We start from the raw sequence: 21,188 nt of genomic DNA on the forward strand, positions 1-21,188 counted from the left end.
AACAGCGCCTTTCGGAGACGCCCTCACACTGCGGAGTATCGGTAGTCTCGAAAACGTAGTTTTATCCCGATTGGCGTGAAGGACTGTCATGACAAACTCGCATGTTCCCTGCTCCTCGTCGAGCTCATCGGAGACGAACACGGATGTGGATAAGCGCTCAGCAATTGTTGTTGTCGCTTCTACCCGCGCCGCTAGCGGAGAATACGAAGATAAAACGGGAACCGTGCTGGTCAAATTCCTTCGAAGCGAAGGCTTTTCCACGCCAGCGCCGGTGGTCGTCGCTGACGCCGATATCGCGGATACTGTGGCTCGGATTCTGACACCCGCTGATGATGCGCCAGATGTATTGCTTACCACTGGCGGCACGGGCATCACTCCGGACGATTTGACAGTGGAGGCCGTCGCGCCTCACATCACAAAAGAAATGCCGGGAGTTTCCTACGCTTTTTGGGCGCGCGGATTGGAATCGACACCAAATGCAATTCTTTCCCGCTGTGTGGCGGGAATTGCCGGCTCGACATTTGTCATGACATTGCCGGGCTCATCAGGAGCGGTAAAAGACGGAATTACCGTGCTGAGCCCCATTGTCCACCACATTGTTGACCTTGCTCACCGAGGAAACGGATAGCGCAATGACCACCCACAATTCTGGCTGTATTCTCGACGTGATTCTACACGACGATTGCCTGGAACCACTTGCAGCGACTGCTATAAAGCAGATTGTCACTGATGAAATGGGCGCTCTAGTTACTTTCGATGGCATTGTTCGCAATCATGACAATGGCCATAGCGTGGAATCGCTGACTTATACCGCGCACCCAGATGCACAGAAGTTTATGGCTGAAGTCGTCCAATTCGTCGCTGATGATTTCCCCGACGTGCGCCTGTGGGTAGCTCATCGCATCGGCAAACTGGCAATTGGCGAATTAGCATTTTGCGTCCTGGCTGCATCTGCGCACCGCGAAAATGCATTCCGCGCCTGCAGCAGAATTGCCGACCGCGTCAAAGCCGAAGTGCCCGTTTGGAAGGAGCAAGTGCTTGTCGACGGACGTTCCACCTGGGTCGGCCTCGATGAGAACATCACTTCATAGATTGCGGACTATCAGTGAACTGTTATGACGAATTCTAAACTTTCTAGCTCTGACCTGGCACTTTCTGACAGATATCGCCGCCAGGTATCTCTTCCGGGTTTCGGGCTGAGCGCGCAAAAGGCCTTGGCCGAGGCCCATGTGCTGTGCATTGGTGCAGGTGGCCTCGGCTCACCTGCACTGCAATATCTCGCAGCTGCGGGGATTGGCCACATCACGATTGTCGACGATGACGTGGTGGAACTGAGTAATCTGCATCGCCAGATTATTCACACCACCGACGATATTGGGAAAAATAAGGTCGATTCCGCTGGCGCACATATTGCGGCAATTAATCCCGACACAGCGGTTGAAACGCACGCTCGCCGCCTGGACTGGAAATTTGCCAGGGAATTGTGCGCTCGCGCAGATGTGGTTTTTGATGGCAGCGATAACTTCGCTACTCGCCATATTGTCTCCGCCGCGTGCGCACAGGCTGAGATTCCGCATGTGTGGGGCTCGATTCTCGGATTTGATGCACAAATGTCCGTTTTCTGGGCAGGACATGGCCCCATTTATGAAGACCTCTATCCTCAGCCGCCGGCGGCAGGACAAGTTCCCAACTGCGCTCAAGCAGGTGTTTTGGGACCGATTGTGGGAATTGTCGGTACGACAATGGCTCTGGAGGTCATCAAAATTATCAGCGGTGTTGGCACACCGATGATTGGAAAAGTCGGCTATTTCGATGGATTACATTCGAACTGGCGGTACTTCCCCCTTGCCGCTAATCCGGAGGTTACGACCAACGTGAAACGCACAGGGCCGGTAACAAACGAAATTCCCAGTGTTCGCGATGCAGCCGAGGCACAGGCCACGGACCTGCCACTGATTGATGTCCGTGAACCAGCAGAATTTGCCGAAGGGCACCTCGAAGGGGCGCGCAATATTCCACTCAGCACAATTCGCGCAGATGAAGAATACAAACTGCCAAGCCCCGCCATTGTTTACTGCGCCTCGGGAATGCGGTCGGCCATGGCAATTGAACTTATGATGCAACGTGGAGTTACCGGAATACTCAATGTGAGAGGAGGAATACTGTGACGGAATCAGCAAATGCGGTCGAACCGATGACGGATAAATTCGAGCGAACCATTCGTGACCTTCGCTTCTCACTTACTGATCGCTGTAATTTGCGCTGTGTTTATTGCATGCCAGAAGAAGGCGCAGATTGGATTCGCCGGGACGACATCCTCACCGACGAGGAAATAATCCGTCTCATTCGGATTGCCACCTCACGGCTCGGTATCACCATGGTGCGGTTTACCGGCGGTGAACCGCTACTTCGCAAATCGTTGGAAAAGCTCATCGCAGCGACACCAGTCTCCACCGCAATTACCACTAACGGGCTCGGCCTGGTTCACCGAGCGCAGTCGCTGAAAGATGCTGGTCTGGATCGCGTCACAGTATCGCTGGACTCGGTAAATTCAGAGGTATTCTCTTCGCTGACCAGGCGCGATCGGCTTGACGACGTTCTCGCAGGCCTCGATGCCGCAGTTGCAGCCGGGTTGCAGCCCGTGAAGGTAAATTCCGTCGTCATGCCCGGCGTTAATAATGGCGCTGAGCTTAAAGAGCTGGCCAATTATTTCCTGGCTAAGGGGCTAGAGCTGCGTTTTATTGAACAAATGCCGCTTGGCCCACCGGCGCAGTGGGATCGCGACATTATGGTCAAGCGCGAAGATATTTTGGCGACGCTGGAAACGGAATTTGAGCTTTCCCCAGCGGAAACTCCGCGGGGTTCCGCGCCGGCGGAAGTTTGGCAGGCAACCAGCCGCAAGAATTCCGAGCTCAACGGAAAAATTGGCGTCATCGCATCTGTGACGCAGCCGTTTTGTGGAAATTGTGACCGCACACGCATTACTGCGGATGGTGCTGTTCGAAATTGTCTTTTCGCCAATTCGGAGGTGTCGCTGCGCGATGTCATGCGCGCGGGCGGCACGGATGATGAGGTTATTGCCGCATGGCGTCGGAATACGTGGGCAAAACTGCCAGGTCATGGCATTGATGAGCCCGGGTTCTTGCAGCCCAAGCGAAATATGTCAGCAATCGGAGGTTAATCAGTGAAGCCCATCGAAGAGTATTTGCGTGACGTGGTCTCCTATTGTCAGCCACGTGCAACTGTCACACTCCCCATTGCTGATGCGGCCGGATTGGTGCTAGCCGAAGATGCCATCGCTGGTCTTCCGGTTCCGCCATTTTCAAACTCGGCGATGGACGGCTACCTGGTGAATAAAGCCGATTTGGCTGGTGAAGGACCATGGACGCTGCCGGTATCGGGTGATATTCCCGCAGGTGATGCGCCAAAGCCGGTTGCTGCCGGCACTGCGCAGCGCATTATGACTGGTGCCCCCGTCGTTGATGGGGCTGACGTTTCTGTTATTCCGGTGGAAGACACCAATATTGCGCCAGGTCCAGTACCACTGCCAAGCGAAATTACTGTTTATTCCTATAATCCCGAGCGCGATCATATTCGTCGTCAAGGCACAAATATTGCTCCGGGTGCGGTGCCTGCTCCTGCCGGTACCGTCATCGATGCCGGGACAACAGCTGCTCTTATCTCTACAGGTGTAAAGAACGTACAAGTTTACTCGCCGCTTCACATAGCCGTTATCAGCACTGGTGATGAGGTGGTGTCGCCAACGGCAAACTTGCTGGCTGGTCAGTTGCCGGATTCCAACTTGCCAATGATTGCGCAGTTGTGCACCCAGTACATTCCTTCCCCGCTGACCCCGACTGTCTCACACTGTTCGGATGACCCCACGGCTTTCGCCGAGCTGCTCGATCAGCTTTCCGCCGACCACGACCTCATCATTACAACTGGTGGCGTTTCAGTGGGCGCATTTGATGTCACTCGTGATGCCGGTGAAAAGCGCGACATTTGGTTTGGGCCCATCAATATGAAGCCGGGCAAACCGCAAGGTGTCGGTAAGTGGAATGAAGCAGTGCTGCTCTGCCTGCCAGGTAATCCCGTTGCCGCTTGGGTGAGCTTTCAGCTTTTCTGCAAGCCCGCGATCGATGCCCTGCGCGGACTAGCGCCGACAACTTCACTGTTCAACCGCCCATTTGTGGACGCTATCGCAGGTGCTGACTTCCCTATCCCACGCCCATTCGGTCGTAACGTCGCGGTCCCAGTTCGAATGAGTTACTCCGCCGACGGCGCCGTGGCGACACCGTATTCCGGCACGACTCTTGGGTCTCACTTCGTTGGCTCGCTTGTCGAACTCGATGGGCTCTGCCTAATCAATCAGGAAGACCAGCTGCACACTGGCGACACCGTCCGTGTCCTCCTCTCCTAAACCTTTTACGATTTTCTGACAGGAATTCCTCACTATGACCGACAGCACCAACTCCACCGCCCCTACCCTCACCCACCTCGACTCCCGCGGTGAGGCACACATGGTCGACGTCACAGAGAAGAGGCCGACCAACCGCACCGCCACCGCCATCGGCGAAGTCGCCTGCTCACCCGAAATTCTCCGTGCGCTTAACGACGGCTCCGTCCCTAAGGGAGACGTTCTGGCAATTGCTCGCATTGCGGGTATCTCCGGCGCAAAAAAAGTACCCGAATTGCTGCCGCTAGCACACACCATCGGTGTTCATGGTTGCTCCGTGGATCTGGAAATTTGCGAAGACCACGTAGCTATCAGGGCCACAGTTCGCACGGCCGATCGCACCGGCGTGGAGATGGAAGCCCTGACCGCCGTTTCCATTGCCGCCCTCAATGTCATTGACATGGTCAAGGGCGTAGACCGCTCGGCGTACATCCGCAAGTGTGGAATTGTTGCCAAGTCCGGCGGTCGCTCCGGCGACTGGTCACGGACGTTGTAGCGAGAGCACCATGCCAGGTACCGAATCATTCGCGACACCGGACACCGATTTTCGTTGCGATGCCATTGTCCTTGCCGGTGGCGAGAGCCGTCGTATGGGTGCGGATAAGGCACAAGTTCGCATTGGCGGGCACACGATGATTGACCTCTGCCTGGCTGAACTTCAGACTCAGCCCACCGTAGGCCGTGTTGTGGTGGTTACGCCAAAGGATTTATCCGTTCCGTCTTCTGTGCGCGTAACGTGCGAAAACCCACCGTATGGTGGCCCGGTCGCAGGCATTGGAGCTGGGCTGGCATCCCTGCAAGCTACTGATGCTGATGCTGATGCTGGCACCTTCAGTACTGAAAACGACTTTGTTTTTGTCACCGCTGTGGACGCGCCTTTTACCTCACGCCTGTTAGAGGCGCTGTGGCACAAATGGCAACAGATTGACCTAGAGGTAGAAACCACGTCGCAAAGCACGGGTGTCGTAGTCGTCGACGGTGAACCGCTTTGTGCGCTGTGGCGAAAGGGCGAGCTGGCGCGTGCCCTTCAGCGGCTTCCGAGCACTCGCGATGTGTCGGTTCGCCGACTGATTCGCGAGGCGTCGGCAACGCCTATCCAGCTGACTAGCGCCGAGCAGCACTGGTGCGCGCAAGACTACGATACGCCGGCGGATGTGGCGCAGTTGCGCGCGAGACTCCTCGGTGATGATGCAGCTAAGTAGAAGGTTTGCAGTGGCTTAGTCAGTTTCATCGAGCTGGTCGAAAATTGGCTCTAGCAGCGGAATGACTACGCCGAGCGTGTCCTTGATGCCACCGCTGCTACTCGGGCAATTAACGATGAGTTTCCTGGTATCGGTGGTGCCTATAACCGCACGCGAAAGGCCCGCGCGAGAGGTGTTTTCCAACCCGACCAGCAGAATCTGCGTTTCCAGTCCGGTCAGTTCTCTGTCGATAAATTCCTTGGTGACATCGGGGACTCGATTGGCGGCGCGCAGTCCCGTTCCACCAAGGGTGAGAATCACTCGGGCCTGTGAATTGAGTGCTGCAGTCAATGCTGCGCGGAACTTCTCCGCGTCTTCTTCGATGACCGTATAGCTCACGGCATTGAGAGGATAGTCCGATATACGTGCGGCGAATTTATCTGTTCTTTCCCCGCTTTTAATGCGATCGTCATAGACAATTACGGCAGTATTGAATCGCTCGCCACTCTGACCTGCTGAACTGGACTCATACATCATTAACCCCTTTCGAGCATCGTTCAATCTTTTCAACTGCTTTTAATTGTGCTCAATAACAGAGTCCGACACATAAGATTCTAAAAATACACACCCCCGTTAGTAGGCAGAAAATAGTTGTTGAACTGGGCTTTCCACGTCAGACTTAATCACGTGCGCAAGCCTGCAACCACTGGACTATAATAATTATCCTAGATGCGCATTACATTATTTTTCTATTTTTACACCAAGATTCCCTACTTTCTTCAATATAAATTCGATACATTTTCGCAACAACTTTGTTGTTTAATTCTTCAATTTCTCCATTCTTCACTTCGCCAAGGAAGAGGTAAGGAAAATTTCTACACCAAATGCGGCCGCAGAGCTGGAACCTCTGGACACAAGCGGCAAAGTCATCAAGGGATGGGATCCCGAAGATCCAGCACACTGGGATTCCAAAATTGCGTGGAAGACGCTAACGATTTCCACCATCGCGCTGATTATCGGCTTTGCGACCTGGTACCTGGTCTCCGCAATCGCGCCGATGCTCAACCGGATCGGTTTCGATCTCACCGCTGGCCAGCTGTATTGGCTGACATCTATTGCCGGCCTATCCTGCGGTCTTTTCCGCCTGGTGTTCATGTTCTTGCCACCGATTATCGGTACCCGCAAGCTGGTCACCTTGTCGTCGTTCCTGTTCGTTATCCCGATGCTGGGCTGGTACTTCGCAGTTCAGAACACTGACACTCCATACTGGTGGCTGCTGACGCTGTCCTTCCTCTCCGGTATCGGCGGCGGTGTCTTTTCCGGCTTCATGCCATCGACCGGTTACTTCTTCCCCAAGCACATGTCCGGCACAGCACTGGGTATTCAGGCGGGTATCGGTAACTTCGGCATTTCGCTGATTCAGCTGGTCGGCCCGTGGCTCATGGGCTTCAGCCTGCTTGGCCTTGGCTTCGTCGCGCCAATGCGCACTGATGAAGGCCACGACGTATTCGTCTATAACCCAGCCATTGTCCTGGTTCCCTGGACCATCATCATGGGCATTGTCGCGTGGACGATGCTGAAGGATGTGCCGATCCGCGCAAACTTCCGCGAACAGATTGACATTTTCGGCAATAAGAACACCTGGATCCTCACCATCGTCTATCTGGTGACTTTCGGAGCCTTCTCCGGTTTTGCTGCCCAGCTGGCGCTGCTGACTAATGATGTCTTCGGTGCCAACTCCAAGTTCGCTGAGACCTATGCCCTGGCCGATCTACCACAGGGCGCCAAGTACGCCTTCCTTGGCCCGCTGATTGGTGCTCTCGTCCGCGCCCTCTGGGGTCCTCTGTGTGACAAGTTCGGTGGCGCAATCTGGACCTTCATCGGTTGTGCGGGCATGACCATTTTCACTGGTGTTGCGGCTATCTTCCTGACCCCAGACAGCCCGGATGAGTATGGCTGGTTCCTGGGCTCGATGCTGATCATGTTTTTCTTCACTGGCCTGGGTAACGCCGGCACCTTCAAACAGATGCCGATGATTCTGCCGAAGCGTCAGGCTGGTGGCGTTATTGGTTGGACCGGTGCAATCGGCGCCTTTGGTCCGTTCATCGTCGGTGTGCTGCTCTCCGTAATGGCTCCGGTGGCTTTCTTCTGGGGCTGCGTGGTCTTCTTCGCTTTCACGACCGTGCTGGTGTGGATCTACTACGCCCGTCCGAACGCTCCGTTCCCCGGTTAATTACTAATTAGGAAAATTCCCATGGCACAAGATTCCTCTCCATCTCACACCGGTTCTAGCTCCAACCAAGCCAACTCACTACTGCGTTTTGGCAGCTTCCTCCGCAAGGGCAAAGTCTCTGAGTCCGGTCAGCAACTGTTCCTCCAAGGTGGCCGTGGCGCCGATGAGTTCTACCGCAACCGCTGGTCCTTCGACAAGATGGTCCGTTCCACGCACGGTGTGAACTGCACTGGTTCCTGTTCGTGGAAGGTCTATGTCAAAGACGGCGTCATTACATGGGAGTCGCAGGCAGTTGACTACCCCACCACTGGTCCTGATATGCCGGAGTACGAGCCCCGCGGCTGCCCGCGTGGTGCATCGTTTTCCTGGTACACCTACTCACCGACGCGCATTCGTTACCCATACGCGCGCGGTGTGCTGGTAGAGATGTTCCGCGATGCAAAGAAAAAGCTCGGCGACCCGGTGTTGGCCTGGCGTTCCATAGTGGAAGACCCAATGAAGCGCAAGAGCTACGTCAGCCAGCGCGGCAAGGGCGGTCTCATCCGCATTCCGTATGAGGAAGCAATCGAAATGGCGGCCGCTGCCCACGTTTACACCATTCGCCAGTACGGCCCGGACCGCATTGCTGGCTTCACCGTCATCCCAGCTATGTCGCAGGTTTCTTACGGCGCAGGTACTCGCTTCCTGCAGATGATTGGTGGCGTCGCGCTGTCCTTCTACGACTGGTACGCCGACCTGCCACCGGCATCACCACAGACCTTCGGCGACCAGACCGACGTTCCAGAGTCCGGTGACTGGTTCAATTCCAGCTACTTGATGATGTGGGGCTCGAACATTCCAGTTACCCGTACTCCGGATAGCCACTTCATGGTCGAGACTCGCTACAACGGCACCAAGGTTGTCGTCGTCAGCCCCGATTTCGCTGATAACACGAAGTTCGCCGACGAGTGGATGCGCATCAACCCAGGTACCGATGGCGCACTGGCCTTCGCCATGGGACATGTCATTTTGAAGTCCTTCCACGTCGAGCAGAAGACGCCGTACTTCCTCGAATACATGCGCAAGTACACTGATGCTCCATTCCTGGTCGAGCTCGACGCGCGTGACGACGGCACCTTCGTACCCGGTAAATTCCTCACTGCATCCAATATCGAGGATGCGGCTCTGCACGATTCGCAGAATGCGACGCACCGTCTGCTGATGATGGAAGCCGATGGCAAGGTCGTTGACCCAGGCGGAACTCTCGCTGACCGCTACGGCGACGATGGCGAGGGCAAGTGGAACCTCCGCTTGGACAACGTCGACCCGGTGATGTCAGTAGCGGATGTGACCGACGGCTTCGAATCGGTCGAGGTGGGTTTCCCGCGCTTTGACCTGCCTGGCCTGGGTGAATCCGAGGAAAACGGCCCAATCGGTGCCGGAATTGTTCATAGAGGTGTCCCCGCCCGGCGCGTCGGCAAGCGTCTTGTCACCACGGTCTACGACATCATGCTGGCGCACTACGCCGTAAACCGCGAAGATCTGAATCTGCCTGGTCAGTGGCCGGTGGACTTCAAGGATGCTGCCGTGCCGGGTACTCCGGCATGGCAGGAGGAGCTCACCGGTGTACCGGCAAACGCTGCGATCCGAATCGCGCGTGAGTTTGCCCAGAATGCTGCTGACTCTGGCGGCCGTAGCCAGATCATCATGGGCGCTGGCGTCAACCACTTCTTCCACGCCGACAGCATTTACCGCACCTTCCTGGCGCTGACCTCCATGTGTGGCACCCAGGGCATCAACGGTGGCGGTTGGGCTCACTACGTCGGACAGGAGAAGCTGCGCCCAATGAATGGCTGGGCACAGTACGCATTCGCCCTGGACTGGCAGCGCCCACCGCGTCAGATGATTACCACGGGTTTCTACTATCTGACCACCGACCAGTGGCGTTATGACAACACTCGCGCTAATCGCCTGGCCTCGCCGCTGGCTAGCCACGGCGCTGTGGACGACAAGTTCACGTCTGAGACCCTGGTCGAGGCCATGAAGCGCGGCTGGATGCCCGCATACCCGCAGTTCGACCGCAATCCGCTACTGCTTGCCGACGAGGCGGAGGCCAAGGGCATGGCCGTCTCGGATTACATCGTCGATGAGTTGGAGTCCGGTCGGATGAAGTTTGCGGCAGAAGATCCGGATAATCCGGTGAACTTCCCACGAATCCTGCTCAATTGGCGTACGAACCTTATGGGGTCTTCGGCCAAGGGAACGGAGTTCTTCCTGCGTCACATGCTCGGCGTGGACTCCGATGCCACAGCGACGGAGCTGCCAGAGGGCGAGCGTCCAGCCTCTATTGTCTGGCGTAATCAGGCCCCAGAGGGCAAGCTCGATCTAATGCTGACGACGGATTTCCGCAATACCTCCACCACGTTGGTCTCCGACATTATTCTGCCGGCGGCCACCTGGTACAAGAAGCACGATCTGTCGACAACGGATATGCACCCGTTCATCCACTCCTTCAATGCGGCGATTAACCCGCCGTGGGAGGCACGCAGTGACTTCGAGGTCTTCCGCGACCTGTCTGCATCTCTGTCCGCCATGTCGGAAAAGTGGCTGGGCACACAGACGGATGTCATCACTGCCCCACTTGGCCACGACAGCCCTGACGAGCTGAACATGCCAAACGGCATTGTCCCGGATATGGATACTGAGGGACTTGTGCCTGGCAAGACCATGGCCAAGCTCATTCCGGTCGAGCGGGACTACACCAAGGTCTTTGAGAAGTGGACGCACTTTGGCCCATTGACGGAAAAGGCTGGTACAGGCACACACGGCACCGCGTACGACGTATCCAAGCAGGCCAAGGAATTGGCCATTATCAACGGCACGTCGATGACAGAGTCGGCGGGTAAGCGACCGAAGCTGGACTCGGCCATCAAGGCTGCCGAGATGATTCTGCATCTCTCCGGTGTCTCCAATGGTGAGATCGCCCTCGAGGGCTTCCGCAACCAGGGCAAGCGCGTCGGTGCAGATATGACCGACCTGGTCAGTGGCTCCGAACAGACTCACATCAAGTGGGACTCGGTGAAGGAGCGCCCAACGGAGGTCATCACATCGCCGGAGTGGACGGGCATCAAGAAGGACGGTAAGCGCTACACCGCGTTTTCCATCAACTTGGCCTACGACAAGCCGTGGCACACGCTGTCCGGTCGTATGCACTACTACCTCGACCACGACTGGTTCCTGGACTACGGCGAGGCGCTGCCGATTTACCGCCCACCACTCGACCGTCTCCACCTCAATGGTGAAGTTGGCCCAGGTGAGCTGCTGACCGGAGAGTCAGGTGACCCAGAGGTCACAGTTCGCTACCTGACACCACACAATAAGTGGTCGATTCACTCGCAATACTTCGACAACCTGCACATGTTGTCGATTTCGCGAGGTGGTCAGGTTGTCTGGATGTCCGCCAAGGATGCCGAGAAGATTGGTGTGGCCGACAATGACTGGATTGAGCTCTACAACCGCAATGGTGTGGTCTCAGCACGCGCGATTGTCACGCACCGTATCCCTGAGGGAACGGCGATTATGAACCACGCGCAGGAACGCACCACTGGTACACCGCTCAATGAGCACACGGGTCGCCGCGGTGGTACTCACAACTCGCTGACTCGAATCATGATCAAGCCTTTGCATGTGGCCGGCGGCTACGGACACATCACCTACGGCTTCAACTACATCGGCCCAACCGGTAATAACCGCGATGAGGTAACCCGCATTCGTCGTCGCAGCCAGGAGGTTAAGTTCTAATGCGCGTCATGGCACAAATCGCGATGGTCATGAACCTGGACAAGTGCATTGGCTGTCACACTTGTTCTGTGACCTGTAAGCAGGCATGGACCAACCGCGAAGGCACTGAATACATTTGGTTTAACAATGTGGAGACCCGCCCTGGTGTCGGCTATCCACGCACCTGGGAAGACCAGGAGAAGTGGAAGGGCGGCTGGGAACGCACCAGCAATGGCAAGCTCAAGCCCAAGGCCGGTGGTCGCTTGAAGAAGCTGGCTACCATCTTCCACAATCCGCTACTGCCGGGCATCGAAGATTACTACGAGCCCTGGTCCTACGAATACGACAAGTTGCTGTCGGCACCGCGTGGACAGAAGACTCAACCGACTGCTCGCCCAGTTTCACAGCTGGATGGTCGTCCCATCGACACAGTCAAGTGGTCGTCAAACTGGGATGACAACCTCGGCGGATCGACTGAGACGGTGGATAGTGACCCCACGCTGCAACAGATGAACCTGGAGGTCAAGAAGAACATTGAAGATACCTTCATGTTCTACCTGCCTCGCATCTGTGAGCACTGCTTGAACCCGACCTGTGTGTCTTCCTGCCCATCGGGCGCGATGTACAAACGCACAGAAGACGGCATTGTGCTGGTCGACCAGGACCGCTGCCGCGGTTGGCGCATGTGCGTCTCCGGTTGCCCTTACAAGAAGGTCTACTTCAACCACAAGACCGGTAAGGCAGAAAAGTGCACGCTGTGCTACCCGCGTATTGAGGTCGGTCAGCCAACCGTGTGCTCGGAAACCTGCGTCGGCAGGCTGCGTTACCTCGGCGTCATCTTCTACGACGCTGACCGCGTGGCTGAAGCCGCATCAGTGGAAGATCCACAGGATCTGTATGAAGCACAGCGCAGTCTGCTGCTCGACCCACACGATCCAGAAGTTATCGAGGCTGCTCACAAGCAGGAAATCCCAGCATCGTGGATTGCAGCCGCGCAGGAGTCGCCGATTTATGACCTGATCTTTACCTACGGTCTGGCACTGCCGCTGCACCCGGAGTACCGCACTCTGCCAATGGTCTGGTACGTCCCTCCCCTGTCCCCCATTGTCGACTCGATTACTGCATCCGGCATCGATGGCGAGGACCACAAGGTGCTGCTGACCACCTTGGCCAATATGCGAATTCCGCTGGAATACCTGGCGGGAATCTTCACGGCTGGTGATACTCGACCGGTGGAACTCTCGTTGCGTCGTCTAGCGGCGATGCGCAGCTACATGCGAGACATCAACCTCGGACGAGAACCGCAGGAGGAGATTGCGCAGGCCGTCGGCATGACAGGTGAGGATCTGTACAACATGTACCACCTGCTCGCAATCGCCAAGTACGACGACCGCTATGTCATTCCGACGACCTCGCCAGAGACGCCGCGCGGTATTACGTCGCTCGATCCATTCGGCGACAGCACCCCGGAGAAGCTGATGAATCAGTTCCGCGATTTGGGTCCGGGAGAAGGTGCACCGGAGGCATGTGGTTCCGGTTGCGGCACGGGCAGGGGCGATACACGCAAGGTTTCTCTGGTGTCGTGGGGCAATGAGGGGCCGCAGGCCATGTTTAAGAAGCCGAACGGATAGATCATGGCCAAACGTAATTTTCTCGGACGTATCCCTGAGCAGTTCGTAGAGTCGGTGTCGCTTACCAACCAGCAGCGCCAACTGCTGTATATGGCATGCTCACTGCTGTTGGACTACCCACATGAGAATGCTGAACAGCGGTGGGAGGCGGTCGCACGGGAGCTATCTGCGCTTCCGGCAGAGGTCGGCGACGAGCTCAGTGCATTTTTGACGGAAGCTGCCGCGATGCCGCTTCAAAAACTGCAGGCTCACTATGTGGAGACCTTCGATCAGCGCCGTCGGTGCTCGATGAACCTGTCGTACTACTCCGTCGGCGATACACGTCAGCGCGGTGTAGCTCTCCTTGCTTTCAAGGAGCAGCTGGCTGCACTGGGCTTTGAGCAGGAGCGCGAAGAGCTTCCAGACCACCTCTGCGTGGTGCTGGAGGCCGGCGCGCTTGCCGACGACGTTGGTCACCGCATCGTGACAGAGATGCTCGCTTCCCATCGAGACGGTCTGGAGGTTCTGCGAACTGCGCTGAATGATATCGCCCCCATGTACGCGCACGTCGTGACAGCGCTGTGCATGTCATTGCCAGAAATCGATCAGGAAACTATCGACGCCTACATCAATCTCATCCGCACTGGTCCCCCGGCTGAACTCGTTGGTCTTGGGACTCCGCTGCCGCACGTCGGCATGCAAGAAACTTAAAGGATTTAAGTCATGAATAACTTCGAGCTGTTCCTCTGGACAGCCTTTCCATGGCTGGCCGTCAGCGCGTTCGTCATCGGCATCATCTGGCGTTGGCGCACAGACCAATTCGGCTGGACCAGCCACTCATCGCAGATTTATGAATCAAAGATGCTGCGGCTGTCTTCGCCGTTGTTCCACTGGGGCATGATGTTCGTCATCATTGGACACCTGATGGGCTTGGCAATTCCGAAATCGTGGACTCGCGCCATGGGCATCTCGGATGGTTTCTACCACCTGATTGCTACGATCCCCGGCACGATTGCCGCAGTCGCCGTGGTGTTGGGACTAGCGGGGCTCATCTACCGACGTGTTGTCAACCGCACGGTTTTCTTGGCGACGTCCACGTCCGACAAGGTGATGTATTTGCTGCTGGCCCTGGCAATTCTGTCGGGCACTATCGCGACGGTGTCGCTGCAGGTATTCGGCGGTCCGCATGGCTACGACTACCGCGAAACTATTTCGCCGTGGCTGCGTGGAATCATGATTTTCAATGCCCAGCCTGAGCTGATGGCCGATGTGCCATGGCAGTTTAAGCTGCACGTCCTGGCTGGCTTCACCATCATCGCCGTGTGGCCGTTTACTCGCCTGGTCCACGCATTCTCTGCACCTATTGGCTACACTAACCGCCCCTATGTGGTCTACCGTTCTCGCGATGTCCGCACTCGCCCGGCGCGCCGAGAGGTAGCCTGGGAACCAATCCGTTCCCACGCGGAGCAGTTGGATCGCCACAGTCGCTAATTCGCGGCTGATGGCCTGATTAAGAAAGTCTGTGTGATGAGCTCGAGGAAAGTTCTGGCAGCCGCCGCCACCATATTGGTCACTAGCGCGGCCTGTGCACCAGAGACGAGCTCATCGCAGGCTTCCGGAAAAGAGACACTAACGGTCTTCGGAGCCGCATCCACTCGAGTTCTCAATGCTGACCTGCCGCAATCGGCGAACGTTGATACTCACTTGGCGTTCATCAACGGCGGTTCCGGCTCTCTGCTTCAGCAGTTGGAAGATGGTGCTCCCGGCGATGTACTCATCACTGCTGACCGCGCAACCATGGACGAGGCCGTCGAACGCGGTGTCGTGAGCAATCCTGCCAAAGTTGCCACTAACTCGATGGTGCTCATCGTGCCGAAGGGAAATCCTGCCCACGTCACCGGAGCGGATGCGTCTCTGTCCACAGCGAAGGTTGTCACCTGTGATCACAAGGTTCCCTGTGGGAAAGTCGCCGAGGAGCTCATTTCCTCTCTTGGGCTAGATTTCACTCCGGTTAGCCGTGAGAATTCTGTCAGCGATGTCGCAGGTAAAGTGCTGTCTGGCGTTGCGGATGCCGGTTGGGTATATCGCACCGACGCACAGGCTCTCGTGGATTCTGTCGATGTCTTTGACATCCCGGGTGCGGACAGCCACGCCAACGAAATCATGGCTGCTGTTGTAAAAAACAGTGACACAAAAGAAAGCGCTCTGGCACTGGTGAAGTATCTCGCCTCCGCCGAGTCTGCGCAGCTGTGGTCACGCCACGGTTTCACGCCAGCCACAGAAGCAACGGAGGACTCCGCGACTCAGTAGTCGATTTTCGTCATTATGCCCACTTCTTTCCGCCCATCGTCTCGCCCGCTGCCAGCCGTCGTCTGGCTCATTGCACTGCTGTGCCCGGTATTTCTGCTGTTTCCCGTCGCCGCACTGCTCTCCGAGGTGCCGTGGTCTCAGTTCGCCAGCATTCTCACTGAGCCGGAAACCATCGACGCACTGAAGATTTCCCTGTGGGCGGGCATGCAGGCGACTCTCATTGCGGTCATCCTGGCGGTTCCACTTGGCGCGGTCATTCATGCCATTCCGAAGGGGCAATGGATTGTCCGTCTCCTGGTTTTTCTACCACTGGCGCTGCCTCCGGTTGTCGCAGGTCTTGCGCTCACCAGCGCCACGCGAGCCCTAAATCTTCCGCTGCCATTTACATTTCCGGCGGTCGTGATTGCTCACGTTTTTGTCATTCTCCCCTACGCTGCCATTGCGATTGATACGTCCCTGGGCAGTCTCAAACAATCAGTTCTGATTTCCGCGGAGAGCCTCGGCATTCCGACGACCACAATTTTTCGCCGCATCATTCTGCCTACCATTACTCCTGGAATCCTGTCCGCAGCTGCGCTGTCGTTTGCTCGTTCGCTTGGCGAGTTCGGCACCACCGTCACGTTCGCAGGCACCTACCCAGGCATCACCCGCACGCTGACTTCAAGCATCTATTTGGAGCGGGAGCTTCATCCTGATCGCGCTTTTGTGCTCGCCGCATTATTGATTGGTATTTCGCTGATCTTCCTCGTCATCGCGCTATTACCCTATGCTCTAAGACGTCGCCCTGTGCCCAAGCCCGTGCGGCTGGAACCGATGGCCCGCCAGCGCCTAAATCACCTTTGTCTGCCTTCACGCTGCCCGGAGGATCTCGAGGTGCGGTGGCAGAACCAGACTTACCAGTTCCCCGCGGGGAAAGTAACGGCTGTCATTGGTCCGAATGGGTGCGGAAAGTCGACTCTTGCCGGCCTCATTGCCGGAGCATTGGAAGGCGCTGATGTTTATGCGGGTACGACGGAGCTTTCGGATTTACCACTTCGACAGCGTGGTGTCGTGATAGTTCCGCAGGAACAATCACTTCCTCCTACGACGACCCCGCTGGAAGCAGTTGCCATGGCGCTACTTTCTAAGTCGAATTCCGTGCCCAAATCAGCCACTGCTATTCACGATTGCGCCCAGGAAATTCTGGTGGCAGCCGGTCTGGAGTCTATTTCCAACACCCCGGTACCATCGCTGTCCGGCGGGCAGAATGCCCAAGCTACCCTTGCACGTGCTCTGGCGGTGCGGCCAGAAGTTTTGGTACTCGACGAGCCTTTTGCGCCGTTAGATTCGATTAGCCGACAGTCTTGGCAGCGACTCATCACTGATGGCATTGGCACCCGAACCGTCGTACTCATCACACACAATGCCACCGATGTAGAAAACATGGCCGACTGGGTCATCGTGATGAAAGATGGCATGCTCGCGAAACAGGGGCACCCCGCTACGCCAGCGATTCGTCAACATATTGACAGCCTGCGTTAGTGCTATTGACGCCTTTATCTCGATATTTGTATGGCTAAAGATGTGTTTAACATCACCCCTTCCTATCCTTTACTTTTCAAAACCAGTTGACAATACTCAACACCACGGTTCGTGAGGAAGTCCTCATATTCCCTCGCAGCCATAGAAAAACGCACTGCCCTCGAGCAAAGAACCAAAGGAGCAATACAGTGTTCGCACCACTTTCCGATGGCCACTTCACCTACTTCCCCAAGCCCGAGCTTGACGAGGTTCTTGCAACCATCGACCGCCGCCCCGTTGCTGCCGGCTACCTCGTCGATGGCGATGTCATCACCTCCAACATGGATGCAGCCCGCTACAGCTGGCTGGTCTAAAAAGCACAGACCTGGGAAATTCTGACTTTCTTTTCAAAATCAAAGACAGTACAGGTTTCCAATGATTACGTTTTAGGGCATGAAACTTTCTCGAGCTTCTGCCCCGGAGTCCTCGGGCACATCCCGCCCGGCTCCGACATCGATGTCTCACCTGCCTGAGGCGCTGCCGCCGCAGATGCCCCAGACAGCCCGCCCGCCACTAGCTACCGACACGCTGCTTAACTGCACTTCCTTTCCTGCAGTCGTCGTCGACCTCGCGGCGGTCGAAGCCAATGCCCGCGATATGCTCCGCCGCGCAAACGGTATGCCTATCCGCGTGGCCTCGAAATCGATTCGCATTCCACAGCTTATTTCGCACGTCCTGGCCTTCCCCGGTTTCCAGGGCGTGCTTGCATATTCGCTGGCAGAGGCGCTGTACCTATTCCGAGAAGGAATTAGCGACGACATCGTCGTCGCCTACCCAACACTTGACGCCCGCGCTATCTCAGAGCTTGCCGACGATGATGCAGCGCGCGCCGCCATCTGCGTAATGGTTGACCGTCCCGAACATCTGGAGGCGCTGGCGCCGTCGGCAAGCGAAAATGCGCCAATCCGCGTGTGCATGGACGTCGATGCGTCCTTTCGCCCTCTGCCCGGCGTGCATATCGGTACACTGCGCTCCAGCTTGTTCTCGCCGAAGCAGGCAGCGGCGTTTGCCAAGCAGATCATTGCCCGTCCGGAGCTACAGCTGGCGGGAATCATGATGTATGAGGGGCACATTGCCGGAGTGGGCGATGCCGGAAACTCCCTGCGTGCACGAGCAATTCGAATGATGCAGGCCGTCTCAAAGAAGGAGTTGGCAAAGCGCCGCGCGAAGGTTGTCGCTGCAGTCGAGAAAGTGGCGGGACCCCTGGAGTTTGTCAACGGCGGTGGTACGGGGTCGTTGGAGTCGACGTGCGCCGAAGCCGCAGTAACCGAGGCAGCGGCGGGGTCGGGATTCCTGGCACCAACACTGTTCGATAAATATCGCGCATTCAATCTGCGCCCGGCGTCCTGGTTTGTGTTGCCGGCGACGCGACGCCCTAAGAAAGGCGTGATCACGGTGTCCGGCGGTGGTCGAATTGCCTCTGGGCCGGCGGGAGATGATCGGTTGCCAACCCCCTGGTACCCCACTGGCCTGCGCTACGCGGCAGAGGAAGGCCCCGGTGAGGTGCAGACTCCGTTGCTCGGCAAGACCGCCGATGCAATTTCGCTGGGAGATCCCGTGTGGTTCCGCCACGCCAAGGCCGGCGAAATAGCCGAGCACACACAAGAAGTCATTGCAGTTCGAGATGGCGCCATCATCGCCCACTGGCCCACGTACCGAGGAAAGGGATTGATCTTCACATGAGCAATTCACGCAACAACGCCCGCTTCACAGTCTCTACAGTTGAGTCCCGCGTACCACGCGTACGTCGGCGTGCGCAGGCAAAAGCTGCTGCCAAGTCTCATTGGAACAATTGGGCTCACACTCAGTCGTGCACCCCGTCCTATATGCATCAGCCGCACGATGACGAGGGCGTCATCTCGGTAATTAAGGCAGCGAAGACCGAAGGAACTACGGTGCGCCCGCTGGGGGCCGGTCATTCTTTTACTTCCGTGGCCACCACCGATGGGCACCGCGTTCAACTCGACCGCTGCTCTGGTCTGGTCGAACTCGACGCCGCCAACCAGACCGCCACCCTGCGTGCCGGCACTCGTCTGCGCGATACTCCAGGTATTCTGCGCCCACTCGGTTGGGCCCTTCCCAACCAGGGCGATGTCGATCCGCAGTCGCTGGCCGGCGCTATCTCTACTGGCACGCACGGCACCGGGCTTGGGTTCACCGGCTTCGCAGGCACCGTTAAGGGATTCAAGATTGTCACCGCGGATGGCGTCGTCAGGCACTGCCATCCGGACGCTGAGGGAATCGACGGCGAGCTCTACCGCCTCGGACGGCTGGGGCTGGGTGTCTTCGGCGTGCTTACGGAGGTCACGATGTCCGTCGTACCAGCGTTTGATCTGCACGCCGACGAACACCGCGAAGAGTTTGATTCCCTGCGCAAGAGTTTCACTGAGCGTTGCAAAGAAGCTGACCACCTGGAGTTTTTCTGGTTCCCGGGACAGCGCGAGACGCTGGTCAAGCACAATACTCGGATTGAACCGCAGCGCCACCGCCGCCCGAGCCGCAATAGCCTGAAGCAGCGCCTGGGCAGCGCGCGCACGTATCTTAACGACGAAGTCGTCAACAACATGGGACTCTTGGCGTGCTGCGAGATTGCCAAAGCCATTCCCGCTACGACCGATACCATCAACCGGATTGCCACCAACACAGTGCCCGAGCGCCGCTACTCCAACGAGGCGCACAAGGTCTTTGTCTCGCCGCGCCGCGTTCGTTTCTCCGAGATGGAGTACTCCGTCCCGCTCGAGGCCGCTTCCGATGTCCTCGGAGAAATCCGCGACGCGATTGCCCGCAAGAGGATGAAAATCTCCTTCCCCATCGAGGTGCGCTCCGCAAAAGCCGATGATGTGGCCCTGTCAACTGCGTACGGCCGCGACAGTGCCTACATCGCCATCCACCGCTACTGGAAGGAAAACTACCGAGAGTACTTCAACCTCATTGAGCCGATTTTCAAGGCCCACGAAGGTCGCCCGCACTGGGGCAAATTGCACACGCTCCGCGCGGAGGATTTTTCGCAGCGCTACCCGCTGTTCGGCGAGGTCCAGGCGTTACGCGAAAAGGTCGACCCGCAGGGAATCTTCCTCAACGAGCACCTACGCGACCTTTTCTGCTAGTTATCTCCAGGCTTTACGACGTCCCGGGTAACCGCCCCATCCGTCTGGTCGGCGGCATCGTCGGGAACCGTGGCCGGTTCAATGCCAGCCTTGCGGAGTTCCCGGCGTACCCGACGCTGACGGCGCATCTTCAGGATGAGGTCGCAGATGAACAGCGCGACGGCACCCCAGATGATGAAGAAGCCAATCCAGCGCTCCAGCTCGAGCTCCTCGCCGAGCACGGTGACTGCCAAAGTGATCTGGAGAACCGGCGTGATGTACTGCATCAGGCCCAAGGTGGCTAGTGGCAGGCGCTTGGCACCTTCGCCGAAGAGCAGCAACGGAATGGCGGTAGCAACACCGGCGCTCATCATGAGCAGCGTGTGGCCGGTTCCTTCGGAGGTAAAGGTGCTCTGCCCGTTGGAGCTCAACCAGAAGATGTAGGCCAGCGCGATCGGTGTGATTACAGCGGACTCGGCCGTCAGCGACGCTGCCGAGGAAAGCGATACCCGCTTCTTCATTAGTCCGTAAAAACCGAAACTGAACGCCAGCGCCAGCGCACCCAACGGCGGATGTCCCACACCGATAGTGAGAACAATGACCGCAATGGTTGCCAAGATGACACTGCCGAGCTGCAACCGCGAGATGCTTTCACGGAAGAAAATCATCGCCAACAAAACGCTGACCAGCGGGTTAATGAAGTAGCCGAGTGCGGCCTCCGCCACCTGCCCATTGTTGACCAGGTAGACGTACACGCCCCAGTTGACGGAGATCAACAGTGCGGCAATAAAAATAGTGCCCCACGTCTTGGCGCTCGCGGCCTTCAGCTCTGGCCATGCGCGCATGAAGCTGAGGGCAATGGCCATAAAGACAAGCGTCCAGACGAATCGATGCGCCAAAATCTCCACGGCCCCCGCCGGCTCCAGCAGCGGAAAGTAGAGCGGAAACAGCGCCCACAAAAGGTACGCACCGAATGCCTGAATCACTGTTGAC

Annotated in this window: 19 protein-coding genes; 17 read left to right on the forward strand and 2 right to left on the reverse strand. The window is 57.1% G+C overall.

The features are described 5' to 3' along the window. Positions 1-88: 88 nt before the first annotated feature. Genes HMPREF3011_RS01810 through HMPREF3011_RS01840 form a run of 7 tightly spaced genes read left to right on the forward strand, consistent with a single transcriptional unit; the run spans position 89 to position 5,658 of the window. Positions 89-628: a MogA/MoaB family molybdenum cofactor biosynthesis protein gene (locus tag HMPREF3011_RS01810; protein ID WP_083327050.1), complete on the forward strand. Its 540-nt coding sequence runs from the start codon at positions 89-91 to the stop codon at positions 626-628. Positions 629-632: 4 nt separating this feature from the next. Beyond that, positions 633-1,091, forward strand: coding sequence for a molybdenum cofactor biosynthesis protein MoaE (locus HMPREF3011_RS01815; protein WP_070841049.1), 459 nt, complete (start codon positions 633-635; stop codon positions 1,089-1,091). Positions 1,092-1,115: 24 nt separating this feature from the next. Beyond that, positions 1,116-2,168: a ThiF family adenylyltransferase gene (locus tag HMPREF3011_RS01820; protein ID WP_070841050.1), complete on the forward strand. Its 1,053-nt coding sequence runs from the start codon at positions 1,116-1,118 to the stop codon at positions 2,166-2,168. 26 nt (positions 2,169-2,194) lie between these two features. Next, on the forward strand, positions 2,195-3,181 hold the full coding sequence (gene moaA, locus HMPREF3011_RS01825; protein WP_070841169.1) for a GTP 3',8-cyclase MoaA: 987 nt from the start codon (positions 2,195-2,197) through the stop codon (positions 3,179-3,181). 3 nt (positions 3,182-3,184) lie between these two features. Then, complete coding sequence (gene glp, locus HMPREF3011_RS01830; protein WP_083327051.1) at positions 3,185-4,420, forward strand: molybdopterin molybdotransferase MoeA; 1,236 nt, start codon at positions 3,185-3,187, stop codon at positions 4,418-4,420. A gap of 34 nt (positions 4,421-4,454) precedes the next feature. Next, positions 4,455-4,952, forward strand: a complete 498-nt coding sequence (moaC, locus tag HMPREF3011_RS01835; RefSeq protein ID WP_070628899.1) for a cyclic pyranopterin monophosphate synthase MoaC — start codon at positions 4,455-4,457, stop codon at positions 4,950-4,952. Positions 4,953-4,962: 10 nt separating this feature from the next. Next, entirely contained in the window at positions 4,963-5,658 is a 696-nt protein-coding gene (locus HMPREF3011_RS01840) for a molybdenum cofactor guanylyltransferase (protein ID WP_070841051.1), read from the forward strand. Between the two features lie 15 nt (positions 5,659-5,673). Here HMPREF3011_RS01840 and HMPREF3011_RS01845 read toward each other — a convergent pair whose 3' ends face one another. Then, on the reverse strand, positions 5,674-6,174 hold the full coding sequence (locus HMPREF3011_RS01845) for a molybdopterin-binding protein (RefSeq protein ID WP_246821386.1): 501 nt from the start codon (positions 6,172-6,174) through the stop codon (positions 5,674-5,676). Between the two features lie 361 nt (positions 6,175-6,535). Between HMPREF3011_RS01845 and HMPREF3011_RS01850 the strand changes: the two genes are divergently transcribed. From HMPREF3011_RS01850 to HMPREF3011_RS01890, 10 genes are all read left to right on the forward strand, one after another. Next, entirely contained in the window at positions 6,536-7,870 is a 1,335-nt protein-coding gene (locus HMPREF3011_RS01850; protein ID WP_070429564.1) for a nitrate/nitrite transporter, read from the forward strand. A 21-nt stretch (positions 7,871-7,891) separates the two neighbouring features. After that, the gene (locus HMPREF3011_RS01855; protein ID WP_070841052.1) at positions 7,892-11,650 is read left to right on the forward strand and encodes a nitrate reductase subunit alpha; all 3,759 of its coding nucleotides are present in this window, start codon (positions 7,892-7,894) and stop codon (positions 11,648-11,650) included. Beyond that, positions 11,650-13,260, forward strand: coding sequence for a nitrate reductase subunit beta (gene narH / locus HMPREF3011_RS01860; RefSeq protein WP_070841053.1), 1,611 nt, complete (start codon positions 11,650-11,652; stop codon positions 13,258-13,260). The genes HMPREF3011_RS01855 and narH overlap by 1 nt, the downstream gene beginning before the upstream one ends. A gap of 3 nt (positions 13,261-13,263) precedes the next feature. Next, a complete protein-coding gene (gene narJ / locus HMPREF3011_RS01865; RefSeq protein ID WP_070841054.1) occupies positions 13,264-13,950 on the forward strand; it encodes a nitrate reductase molybdenum cofactor assembly chaperone in 687 nt (228 codons plus the stop codon). A gap of 12 nt (positions 13,951-13,962) precedes the next feature. Further along, a complete protein-coding gene (narI, locus tag HMPREF3011_RS01870) occupies positions 13,963-14,730 on the forward strand; it encodes a respiratory nitrate reductase subunit gamma (protein ID WP_070628893.1) in 768 nt (255 codons plus the stop codon). Positions 14,731-14,766: 36 nt separating this feature from the next. Then, positions 14,767-15,549: a molybdate ABC transporter substrate-binding protein gene (gene modA / locus HMPREF3011_RS01875; RefSeq protein ID WP_070628892.1), complete on the forward strand. Its 783-nt coding sequence runs from the start codon at positions 14,767-14,769 to the stop codon at positions 15,547-15,549. Between the two features lie 15 nt (positions 15,550-15,564). After that, on the forward strand, positions 15,565-17,070 hold the full coding sequence (locus HMPREF3011_RS01880) for an ATP-binding cassette domain-containing protein (RefSeq protein WP_070841055.1): 1,506 nt from the start codon (positions 15,565-15,567) through the stop codon (positions 17,068-17,070). A 188-nt stretch (positions 17,071-17,258) separates the two neighbouring features. Then, a complete protein-coding gene (locus HMPREF3011_RS11190) occupies positions 17,259-17,423 on the forward strand; it encodes a hypothetical protein (protein ID WP_005510327.1) in 165 nt (54 codons plus the stop codon). Between the two features lie 79 nt (positions 17,424-17,502). After that, on the forward strand, positions 17,503-18,792 hold the full coding sequence (locus HMPREF3011_RS01885; protein WP_070841056.1) for an alanine racemase: 1,290 nt from the start codon (positions 17,503-17,505) through the stop codon (positions 18,790-18,792). Further along, positions 18,789-20,216 (forward strand): D-arabinono-1,4-lactone oxidase, encoded by a 1,428-nt coding sequence (locus HMPREF3011_RS01890; RefSeq protein WP_070841057.1) that lies wholly within the window; start codon positions 18,789-18,791, stop codon positions 20,214-20,216. Before HMPREF3011_RS01885 ends, HMPREF3011_RS01890 begins: the two co-directional genes overlap by 4 nt. On the opposite strand, the gene rarD is transcribed toward HMPREF3011_RS01890, so the two are convergent. After that, entirely contained in the window at positions 20,213-21,181 is a 969-nt protein-coding gene (rarD, locus tag HMPREF3011_RS01895; protein WP_070841058.1) for an EamA family transporter RarD, read from the reverse strand. The two genes, HMPREF3011_RS01890 and rarD, sit on opposite strands and share 4 nt — an antisense overlap. Between the last annotated feature and the right edge of the window lie 7 nt (positions 21,182-21,188).

Source organism: Corynebacterium sp. HMSC074C04, from assembly GCF_001838295.1.
Classification (GTDB): Bacteria; Actinomycetota; Actinomycetes; order Mycobacteriales; family Mycobacteriaceae; genus Corynebacterium; species Corynebacterium amycolatum.

Bases quoted from the DNA above. Each gene is read 5' to 3' on its own strand.
- HMPREF3011_RS01890 (WP_070841057.1), top strand. From the start codon at position 18,789: ATGAGCAATTCACGCAACAACGCCCGCTTCACAGTCTCTACAGTTGAG.
- moaA (WP_070841169.1), top strand. From the start codon at position 2,195: ATGACGGATAAATTCGAGCGAACCATTCGTGACCTTCGCTTCTCACTT.
- narJ (WP_070841054.1), top strand. From the start codon at position 13,264: ATGGCCAAACGTAATTTTCTCGGACGTATCCCTGAGCAGTTCGTAGAG.
- moaC (WP_070628899.1), top strand. From the start codon at position 4,455: ATGACCGACAGCACCAACTCCACCGCCCCTACCCTCACCCACCTCGAC.
- HMPREF3011_RS01840 (WP_070841051.1), top strand. From the start codon at position 4,963: ATGCCAGGTACCGAATCATTCGCGACACCGGACACCGATTTTCGTTGC.
- HMPREF3011_RS01880 (WP_070841055.1), top strand. From the start codon at position 15,565: ATGCCCACTTCTTTCCGCCCATCGTCTCGCCCGCTGCCAGCCGTCGTC.
- HMPREF3011_RS01855 (WP_070841052.1), top strand. From the start codon at position 7,892: ATGGCACAAGATTCCTCTCCATCTCACACCGGTTCTAGCTCCAACCAA.
- modA (WP_070628892.1), top strand. From the start codon at position 14,767: ATGAGCTCGAGGAAAGTTCTGGCAGCCGCCGCCACCATATTGGTCACT.
- HMPREF3011_RS01820 (WP_070841050.1), top strand. From the start codon at position 1,116: ATGACGAATTCTAAACTTTCTAGCTCTGACCTGGCACTTTCTGACAGA.
- narH (WP_070841053.1), top strand. From the start codon at position 11,650: ATGCGCGTCATGGCACAAATCGCGATGGTCATGAACCTGGACAAGTGC.
- HMPREF3011_RS01815 (WP_070841049.1), top strand. From the start codon at position 633: ATGACCACCCACAATTCTGGCTGTATTCTCGACGTGATTCTACACGAC.
- HMPREF3011_RS01845 (WP_246821386.1), bottom strand. From the start codon at position 6,174: ATGATGTATGAGTCCAGTTCAGCAGGTCAGAGTGGCGAGCGATTCAAT.
- HMPREF3011_RS01885 (WP_070841056.1), top strand. From the start codon at position 17,503: ATGAAACTTTCTCGAGCTTCTGCCCCGGAGTCCTCGGGCACATCCCGC.
- narI (WP_070628893.1), top strand. From the start codon at position 13,963: ATGAATAACTTCGAGCTGTTCCTCTGGACAGCCTTTCCATGGCTGGCC.
- HMPREF3011_RS01810 (WP_083327050.1), top strand. From the start codon at position 89: ATGACAAACTCGCATGTTCCCTGCTCCTCGTCGAGCTCATCGGAGACG.